At 37.2% G+C, this 9,276-nt stretch carries 11 protein-coding genes; 5 read left to right on the forward strand and 6 right to left on the reverse strand.

The features are described from left to right. Nucleotides 1–243 precede the first annotated feature (243 nt). Genes FPQ10_RS04690 through FPQ10_RS04705 form a run of 4 tightly spaced genes read right to left on the reverse strand, consistent with a single transcriptional unit; the run spans nt 244 to nt 3,327 of the window. Nucleotides 244–1,422 (reverse strand): hypothetical protein, encoded by a 1,179-nt coding sequence (locus FPQ10_RS04690; protein ID WP_144161013.1) that lies wholly within the window; start codon nt 1,420–1,422, stop codon nt 244–246. A 12-nt stretch (nt 1,423–1,434) separates the two neighbouring features. Beyond that, on the reverse strand, nt 1,435–2,268 hold the full coding sequence (locus FPQ10_RS04695; RefSeq protein WP_144161016.1) for a hypothetical protein: 834 nt from the start codon (nt 2,266–2,268) through the stop codon (nt 1,435–1,437). Continuing rightward, nucleotides 2,265–2,954, reverse strand: a complete 690-nt coding sequence (locus FPQ10_RS04700) for an ABC transporter ATP-binding protein (RefSeq protein ID WP_144161019.1) — start codon at nt 2,952–2,954, stop codon at nt 2,265–2,267. Before FPQ10_RS04700 ends, FPQ10_RS04695 begins: the two co-directional genes overlap by 4 nt. Then, nucleotides 2,947–3,327 carry a GntR family transcriptional regulator gene (locus tag FPQ10_RS04705; RefSeq protein WP_144161022.1) on the reverse strand — a complete coding sequence of 127 codons (381 nt, stop codon included), beginning with the start codon at nt 3,325–3,327 and terminating at the stop codon, nt 2,947–2,949. The genes FPQ10_RS04700 and FPQ10_RS04705 overlap by 8 nt, the downstream gene beginning before the upstream one ends. Nucleotides 3,328–3,521: 194 nt before the next feature. Here FPQ10_RS04705 and FPQ10_RS04710 point away from each other — a divergent pair, with 194 nt between their 5' ends. Then, nucleotides 3,522–4,292 carry an exodeoxyribonuclease III gene (locus tag FPQ10_RS04710; RefSeq protein ID WP_144161025.1) on the forward strand — a complete coding sequence of 257 codons (771 nt, stop codon included), beginning with the start codon at nt 3,522–3,524 and terminating at the stop codon, nt 4,290–4,292. 21 nt (nt 4,293–4,313) lie between these two features. After that, nucleotides 4,314–5,150, forward strand: coding sequence for a bifunctional hydroxymethylpyrimidine kinase/phosphomethylpyrimidine kinase (gene thiD / locus FPQ10_RS04715; protein WP_144161028.1), 837 nt, complete (start codon nt 4,314–4,316; stop codon nt 5,148–5,150). A gap of 50 nt (nt 5,151–5,200) precedes the next feature. Here thiD and FPQ10_RS04720 read toward each other — a convergent pair whose 3' ends face one another. Further along, nucleotides 5,201–5,671: a DinB family protein gene (locus tag FPQ10_RS04720; protein ID WP_144161031.1), complete on the reverse strand. Its 471-nt coding sequence runs from the start codon at nt 5,669–5,671 to the stop codon at nt 5,201–5,203. Between the two features lie 335 nt (nt 5,672–6,006). Between FPQ10_RS04720 and FPQ10_RS04725 the strand changes: the two genes are divergently transcribed. The 3 genes from FPQ10_RS04725 to FPQ10_RS04735 all read left to right on the forward strand — a co-directional run bounded on the left by FPQ10_RS04725 (nt 6,007) and on the right by FPQ10_RS04735 (nt 7,490). Further along, nucleotides 6,007–6,270 carry a hypothetical protein gene (locus tag FPQ10_RS04725; RefSeq protein ID WP_144161034.1) on the forward strand — a complete coding sequence of 88 codons (264 nt, stop codon included), beginning with the start codon at nt 6,007–6,009 and terminating at the stop codon, nt 6,268–6,270. 529 nt (nt 6,271–6,799) lie between these two features. Beyond that, complete coding sequence (locus FPQ10_RS04730) at nt 6,800–7,003, forward strand: helix-turn-helix transcriptional regulator (protein ID WP_144161073.1); 204 nt, start codon at nt 6,800–6,802, stop codon at nt 7,001–7,003. Next, a complete protein-coding gene (locus FPQ10_RS04735) occupies nt 6,993–7,490 on the forward strand; it encodes a DUF3278 domain-containing protein (RefSeq protein WP_144161037.1) in 498 nt (165 codons plus the stop codon). The genes FPQ10_RS04730 and FPQ10_RS04735 overlap by 11 nt, the downstream gene beginning before the upstream one ends. 180 nt (nt 7,491–7,670) lie before the next feature. Here FPQ10_RS04735 and rlmD read toward each other — a convergent pair whose 3' ends face one another. Further along, nucleotides 7,671–9,059 (reverse strand): 23S rRNA (uracil(1939)-C(5))-methyltransferase RlmD, encoded by a 1,389-nt coding sequence (gene rlmD / locus FPQ10_RS04740; protein ID WP_144161040.1) that lies wholly within the window; start codon nt 9,057–9,059, stop codon nt 7,671–7,673. Nucleotides 9,060–9,276: the final 217 nt, after the last annotated feature.

Raw genomic sequence — 9,276 nt, forward strand, 5'->3', positions numbered from 1 at the left:
CCTCTCGACTACCGAAACAACTGCTCGAACCGCGAAATCGTCGTTGAGACACACTCTCGACTACCGAAGCAAAGGCTCAAACCGCGAAATCGTCGTTGAGACACATTCTCGACGACCAATCAAAGCAATTGGAATCCGATTAATCCGTCGAGACGCACTTTTTTCAATTAGGGTATAGGAAACAGACCAACAATAAGAGACCTGAACGATAATTTTCGTTCAGGTCTCTCTTCTTACAATCTATTAGCGTTTGCTTAGAACCATTTCATCAATACGAATGTTTTCTAATTCTTCTTGCTCTGTAGCATTTATTTTTCCTTTATATAGTGATTGACCATTCGATAAATCAAAGATCTGAAGGTACTTTTCCTTGTCCGTGTTGGTTACTAAATAAAGATTTCCTTGATATACTAATGAAGGATAATAAGAAATACTTTCGACATCTATTACAAGATCATTAGAGAAAGTTCCTTCTTCAATTTGGTAGCTACTAATTTTCAACCCTTCCGAAACTTCATCAAAATAATAAAGCGTAGAGCCATCGAATGAATCTACCTGTCTCGTTATAAACTCTTCAGGCATCTCTAACTCTTTCATCTGCTGATTTTTCACGTCATATGCATGTAATTTTTGTTTGGTGTCCTGGTGACTTTGTGTCGACTCGTCGAATTGCATAACTTCTTCTCGAATAACAATATATTCATTTGGCGCCCATTCTACTGATTCGCGAAGGGAACCAAAGCTAATCTCGTCGTTTTGACTAGATGATTCCTCATCTCCAGAAAGCAGTACTTTTTGCCCAATCAATTCTTCGGTCTCGGCATCTATTTCCAACAGGTGAATCTCTGTGTAATGATCATTTCTTGTATTCACCTGCATGTTTGCAAATACTTGGATGACGTTATCATTCATTTGTACATCCATAATATTTGCGAAGGAATAGTTATTTCCTGGGAAATCCACTTCTACAGAAGACGTTTCCTCTGTTTTTTTATTTAACCAAGAAGCAGTCATCGAGATATCCTCATTCTGTGAACGCATAAAGTTCGATTCGACGAAGATCAGCTGTTCTTCATCCTCATACACATGTCCTTTGTAGATTTCTTTCCCACGCATAAAGCTTCGATAGTCATTCTCTAGCCGATTCTTCGTTACTTGGAAAACACCGTCAATCTGATCGAGCAAATTCAAATTACTTTCATAAATCGGCCCTTGTTGATTAAGCTTAAAGCGAGTATACATGGATTCTTTACTGTAAACACCCAATAAAGTAATTGGCTCAAGCAATTCTTCTTCTCCGGAAATGGTCTCGAACGACAAATCCGGGTTTTCACTGGATGCTAATGCTGTGTACACATAATAAGTTCCAATGCTTAAAACAACAAAAGCAATTAGTACGGCAGTTTTTATATATTTCTTCATACATGATCCCCCTTACACACGAATTTTCTCGTCTAGTAACCGCTTGCTGAGCCAAACGGAACTAGCCAATACGATTACTCCCAAACCTAACACAATCAAGAGCAGTTCACCGTTATATAAAAATGAATGGAAAACCGTCTCATTTAAAATTACCGGTAAAATGACCAGCAGATTTGCCGCTATAACAAACGTTCCACCAAACAAAACGCCCTTCATCCGGTAGCTTCTCTCCAATAGAATTGCGGTAAAAAGAATGATGACCGTCAAAACCCCAACACCATAAAGACTCATGAATAGTGAAAATTGATTCGGAGCAATTAACGATAAAACTGGATGGATCTCTATTAATTGTCGAAGAGTGACTTCCATTACATATTCACTCGGAACTGTCCACTTCATCACCAACATTTCAATTTGAATAGCAACCAACTGAAACCCAACTAAACTGAATGTTGCAAGCAAAATTGTCGTTAACTTTGCGAAAAAGAGATTAATTCGTGCTGTCGGTAGCATCAACAAGCGATAGACAAATGTATTTTTCCCAAACCAATCACGGTACCATATCAAGAAAATATAAAACATTATGGCAGCAACACAAATCATAATCGGTCCAATGAAAAACAAACTATTAACAACTCGATCAAACGAAAAATAACCAACAGATTGTAAAACTTGTGAAACCGATGACCCATCGTTTTGTTGAAGCATTTCTACTTGAGTCAGATAATTGTTCTTAGAAACAAACACACCAATGAGCTGAACAATCAACGTAAACACCATCAAACTAATCAACAATTTCATGACACGGTTTAACTCAAAGTTCAATAATTTAAAGAAATTCTTCATTGAACGAACACCTCCCGAAGCACATCGATGACTGATTTTCCTTCTAACTCTCTTACATCTTCTGTCATAAACTCTTTTTGAATCTTACCGTCATTCAATAAGACAACTTTGTCGATTAAATGTTCAATATCGCCAATCTCATGCGTAGTAATCAACACACCACGATCTTCAATTAAATAGCTTGTGAAAACCTCTGCGATCTGTTCACGACTAAAAATATCAATCCCAGAAAACGGCTCATCCATTAATATGTAATCTGCATCGACGGCTAGGCCGAGCAACAAATTAACTTTCGCCGTATTTCCTTTTGATAAACTTGCGATTTTATCTTTACGATTTAGCTTAAAAAACGCCAACATGTCGTCTGCGCGACGTTGATTCCAATTTTTATAAAAATCGTTCATAAACTCCATTGCCATTTCGATCGTGAAATGCGGTAACATAATCGTCGCATCAGGGATGAACACAATTTTCTCAAATGTATCTTTTGTCACCTTTTCACCGTCGATTAAAATTTCACCTGCTTGAAGTGGCGTCAGCTTCATGATTGCATTCATGATCGTTGTCTTACCCATTCCGTTTATACCGATCAAGCATGTGATTTGTCCTTTCTCTGCTGTGAAAGACACTTGATCCAACACCGTTTTACGTCCAAAACGTTTCACAATATCTTTAACTTCAATCATTGGAATCCCCCTTTTCCTTATAATGTGTTTCTATTAATTTCATCGCATCTTCCAACGGAACATTGATCGACTTGACTGAATCCACAAATTGAGAAACAGCTTCATCAATTAATTCATTCCGTACACCGCGCAATACATCTTGATTATGCGTGACTTTACTCGGCTGGTTTTTCTCTGTTTTGATCAACCCTTCCTCCTCCATTTCTTTATACGCCCGCTGAGCTGTATTCGGGTTTATTTTCAACTGGCTAGCCAATTCCCTTCTTGAAGGAATCACATCGCCGGATTCCAGAAACCCCTTTGCGATTTGTAATTTAAAATGTTGTATTACTTGGATATAAACGGGATCTCGATTGTTAAATTGTATGTTCATCTCTTTTGCGCTCACTCCCATCTCAAAGTGTATTAATCTGTTAATACACTGAAAATAAAAAAATATAAGGAACTGTGTATTAATCACTTAGTACACCGTCTGAATGTATTATATGATTAATACACTAAAACCGTCAACAACTTTTTTAAAAAAATAAGCGATGTGATAGAATACATGGGAAAGGAAGGTTTAAAATGAAATTTGTATCATGGAATGTGAACGGCCTGAGAGCCGCTATCCGAAAGGGTTTTCTAGATTATTTTCATGAAATAGATGCAGACTTTTTTGCCGTGCAAGAAATTAAATTGCAAGAAGGACAAATCGATTTGGAATTGGAAGGCTACCATCAATTTTGGAATTATGCAGAACGGAAAGGCTATGCGGGAACTGCTATTTTCACCAAGCATGAGCCACTAAATGCATACTACAATTTTGATCATGAAACCGTTCAACCAGAAGGTAGACTGATTACATTGGAGTATGAGAGCTTCTACTTTGTCACTGTCTACACACCGAATTCTCAGCGTACATTAGAGCGTCTGCCAATTCGGTTAGAGTGGGAAGAACAATTTTATAACTACATACACAAGCTGGATCAAGAAAAACCAGTCATTCTATGCGGAGACCTGAATGTCGCCCATCAAGAAATCGATCTACGAAACGATAAATCTAACCACGGAAATTCCGGCTTCACGAAAGAAGAGCGCGAAAAGATGACTCGGCTCCTCGATAGTGGATTCACCGATACATTACGCTATTTCTATCCACAAGAAGATGGCCTATACACCTGGTGGTCTTACATGAAAACCGTTCGTGAGCGGAATATCGGTTGGCGGATTGATTACTTTATTGTATCCGACAGTCTTCGCGATCAGTTGCAATCGGCTAATATTCATGCTGATATATATGGTAGTGACCACTGTCCGATTTATTTGGAAATGAATGATATGGAAACGAAACTATAATTTTTTGAAAGAGGTTTTAACATGAAATATCCATCTCGAGCAATGACAATTGCCGGTTCATCCGCTGGAGGAAGTGCCGGTATTCAAGCTGATTTAAAAACATTTCAAGAACTAGATGTTTATGGAATGAGCGTCATCACAGCTATTGTCGGACGACATCCGAAAACAGATAAAAATGTTCACGCCATAAGTTTGGAAGCGATTGAAGCTCAATTTTCAACGGCAATCAAGCAAGTTGGCGTGGACGGCATCAAGACTGGCATGCTGTTCTCCAAGGAAGTCATTGAATTAGTTGCCTCGTTACTCGAATCAGCTCCAATCAATCAACTCGTTGTCGATCCGGTCATGATTGGAAAATTGGATTCAAAACTATTAAAAGATGATGCCATCGAGGCATTGAAAAAGTATATGATTCCAATGGCAACCATCATTACACCCAATATACCTGAGGCATCTGTGTTATTGGATCATCGATCGATCTCCACTGTCGATGAAATGAAAAAAGCAGCCATCGATCTACAACAACTCGGTTCCAAAAACATTCTCATCAAAGGTGGACGACTGGAAGGGCCGGCTGTTGATGTGTTATTTGATGGAACGCACTTAACAACATTCGAAGCACCACGAATAGATACAGTGAACACAAGCGGAGCAGGCTGCTCCTATTCAGCAGCAATCGCCGCACAATTGACAAAGGAGAAAGACGTTAACGAAGCCGTTTTAGAAGCGAAACAATATATAACGACGGCCATTGAATACAGTTTTTCTTATACGGATGTCGTTGGACCGACGAATCACGCCGCAAAAAGAAATTATGGTAATGCACATGATATTATCGTAAAAACAGAGAAAGTTTAAACACTAAAAAAGCCGTCCGATGAAATGCATCAGACGGCTTTACTGTTTACTTACTGATTTTCTTTTGTCGGCCCCATGACTCCTGGTACTTCTAGACCTGCCTGACGTAGCAGTACAGTCATTTGCCCGCGGTGGTGAATATTATGCTGAACGAGCATGTTCAACACTTTTCCACGAGGCATTGTTTGTCCCATAGCTTCCACTTCGACTTCCATTTCATCATCGGACAATTTTTCAACGCCCTGTTGAATTTGATCCGTTACTTTCTTGAAAACGCGAGCGATTTCACTTGCTTCCTCAGGAACTGTCGTCGGGTCATCGACCGTATCAACTTCCAATCCCATCTGCTTTCCAAGCGCTCCAGTGACGACAGCAACGTGCCACCCAAGCCAGCCGAGGGTATTATGCCCTTCCACAATGGATTGGTTCAGTTTTTCATCTGTCATTGCGTTATACACTTTAAGTGTTCCGTTCGCGTAATTCTGCCAATCTTGTAGGAAATCATCTACATTACGATACATTGATTTCACTCCTTTTAAATAATTGACTCTATCATTAACATAGTAAAAGAAGTGAAGTAATTACAAGAAAATCAACTTTGTATGTAAACGAAAAATATACCCTTTACTCGTTTTACAAATCGATACGAGAAATTCATCGGCCTTTTTTCTTTTGCGTGCACTTGTTTCAAATCAATACATGATTTACCATGAATTTATTACATTTAACTAATATTTTACATACAAATGACTAACATACCTAGAGTACATACAAATATTTAATCTTATAGTGTATTACAACTGATTTAGCATTTTTTCAACTTACTAACGGAGATTATCAATTAAGGGAGGATATTATGAGTAAAGAAAAAATGAATCAAACGGTTAAAATTGTCTATGGAATCACCATTACCATTTTGTTGTTATTTGCAGCGGATATCATCTTGGGTAATGAAGGAACCAATGATCGTGTTGGCATTTTACTAATAATCGTTACTCTCTTCATAAGCTTTGTGTATGATTTCTACAAGTCTTTAATAGAAAAAAATAAGAAGTCGGCAATTATGGAAATTTTATTTGTGGCATTGGGTGCTGTCATCTTAATTATTATTATTATCTAATCATACCAAGGCATTTGTGAAGCGTATCTTATTGGAATTAGGTAACTTGATAAAATTAAGTATATGTGAAAAGAAGTGTGTAATGGAAACTTAATCTTTATCTGCCAAGTAACCTGATGAATTAAAAGGGTTTCTAATGGAGAATGATCGCTTTTATCTGATAAGTTTAAAACTTGTTCATTTTGGTTCAAAGTCATTTAAGATTATCCTGGAAATAAACATCAAACGTTAGAAATCATTTATGATCAATTTGATCCAACAGTGCCTGTAAGTTACTACGTCTGGAATTTTCGATATGGTACAGAAATGACTCGAACCGACTTACAGCGGGCTAATAGATTGTTAAATTGTAATCAATTATATTTTTACATACTTATTTAAAAGGACAAGGGCATGTTTTGATTTAACTTATATCAAAATATGCCTTTTTGTTTTGATTTACATAGAGAAAAAATTAAGTCACATATATTTGACAAAAATGAGACTGTCATATATATTGTACTCACCGTTATTTGAAAGGGTGTTTATCCTGAATAAAGTTAAAGAGTATAGGATGAATATGAAACTTACCCAGATTGAATTAGCCAGAAAAGTCGGCGTAGCAAGACAAACCATTAATTTAATAGAAAACAATAAATATAATCCTTCTTTATCTTTATGTATTTCTTTAGCAAAGGAACTTGAAACAGATCTTAATAGTTTATTCTGGGAGGAATCTAGCAATGAAAAATAAATTATTCAATCGCTTTATCGGCGTGATCGATGAAAGGGATGAATACCAACAACAAGAAATCCACAAAGAATTAGCATTCTCAGGTATGATATTATGGATTTTAACCATGTTATTGATGGGAGTAAGCTTAGTCATTGATACCATTCATAATCAGCTATCGTTTGTATCCATATCACTGTTAATTATAAATATGACTTATGCACTCTATGTAATTATAAAATTACGAAAGGGACATGTGGATGAAACGGATTGTGCCTCGATTGAAGAATACGAAGAAAAGAAAAACCAGTTAAAAAAATCATCTTCGATTGCCGCTATTATGTGGGGTTTTTTCATGTTAATTACCATGGAATATTTATTTCCATACTTAGCTACTGGTGAAATTGACATAAGTTTGTTCGGAATAATTATATGGATTGCTGCAGCGGTATTTTTTGGGACGGCAATATATTTGCTTTCAAAATCAAAATTAAAAAGGCACTTTTAAAAATAACGATTTAAAAATGAATCTTTGTCTAGAAAATTGGTTGCATGGCGCGATCCTTGAAGAGTTATATTAATCCAGAACCAAAAGAACCTCCATTTAATGGAGGTTCTTTCACTTTTAAAGTAAACGATATTGAATTTTAACAAAGTCTTAATTCTAAAAATTCTCCAATGCAAGTGGTTACTCTTTCAACTCCAACAACGAAACCAATTCTACATGCACGGTATGTGGGAAAAGGTCAACTGGTTGAACAGTTACTAATTCATAACCAAATGGTGTTAACTCAGTTATGTCTGTTGAAAATGATTCTGGGTTACAAGAAACATAAACAATTCTTTTCGGTTGAGCACGACCGATCCGGCGCATGACTTTCCCACCAGCTCCAGAACGAGGTGGATCGACCAATAATAAATTAGGTTGGCCAAACTTCTCTCTTACTTCATCAATACCATTACGCGCATTATTTGCTAAGAAATACGTATTATGAACATCATTCTCTGTTGCATTACGTTTCGCAGATTCAATAGAGCTCTCAACAATTTCGACTCCTGCTAACGATTTCACTTGCTTCGCAAAAGGTAGAGAAAACGTACCAACTCCACAAAACAGATCAAACATGGTTTCATCAGCTTGTGGCTTACCAACTTCAAGAGCCAGTTCAACTAACTTCTCGGCTTGTTTTGGATTCGTTTGGAAAAATGTGTTCCACCATAAACGATATTGAAAACCAGCCAGTTCATCGTAAATGAAGTCTCTTCCTGCCAAAACAAATGTTTCTTCTGCTTGTATGCTGTCCGCCCATAAAGTGTTCACTAACCATAATAAGCTTTTTACATTTGGGTATTTCTCTGTGATTCGCTGTACCAAATCGTTCACTTGCTCTTCCAGTTTACCATCTGGTTTTTCGGTTGCTACAAGTGCAAGCATAATCTCGCCTGTCGCAAACGACTGACGAACCATCAGATGACGTAAAAGTCCTTCATGTTCTTCTTTTAGATATCCTGGCAATTCATGATCTTTTGCCCACTGTGAAACTTCTAATGCTGTCTCAACCATATCATTCCCAGCAATTAAACAAGTCTTCATATCAAATACTTTTCGGAAGTTCCCTTGTTCATGAAGACCCATATTTCCTTCTGGAGAAAATGTGAATTCCATCTTATTTCGGTAATTCCATGGAGTTTCTGCACCAATCGTATCTTTCACTAAATCGGCACTAAAACCTTGTTCCAGTAACTGACGTTTCACATAATCTGTTTTATGACTCAACTGCCCAGAATAACTCCAATGCTGCCAAACACAACCACCACAAATTTCAAAATGAGGACAAGGTGCATCGACTCTTTCAGGGTTCGTTTTCAAAAACTCTGTCACATGTGCACGGCTTCTCTTCTTCGTCGGTCGGTCTACTTGAACATGTACTTCCTCACCAGGAAGCGTTAGCGGTATATTTAATTTGAGCTTTTTTGGATTTCCTAGTTCATTTTCACGCCAAACAACTGCTTGTCCATTCCCTTTATGATCCAAATGATCAATTGTCGTATTAAAATAACGTTTCGGTTCAGTCATTCTCTTTTCACTTCCTAAACAACTTTAATTTTAAATCGTAATGCCAATATATCATGAATTTAGTATGTATTATAGAGATTACATTATATATGCCAAAGCATAAGAAAAGCTACTAGACACTTATGTGCTAGTAGCTTTGAATTGCCCGGCAACGTCCTACTCTTGCAGGGGAAAAACCCCAACTACCATCGGCGCTAGAGAGCTTAACTTCTGTGTT

Origin of the sequence: Allobacillus sp. SKP2-8 (assembly GCF_007559355.1) — a bacterium.
GTDB lineage: Bacteria > Bacillota > Bacilli > Bacillales > Alkalibacillaceae > Allobacillus > Allobacillus halotolerans.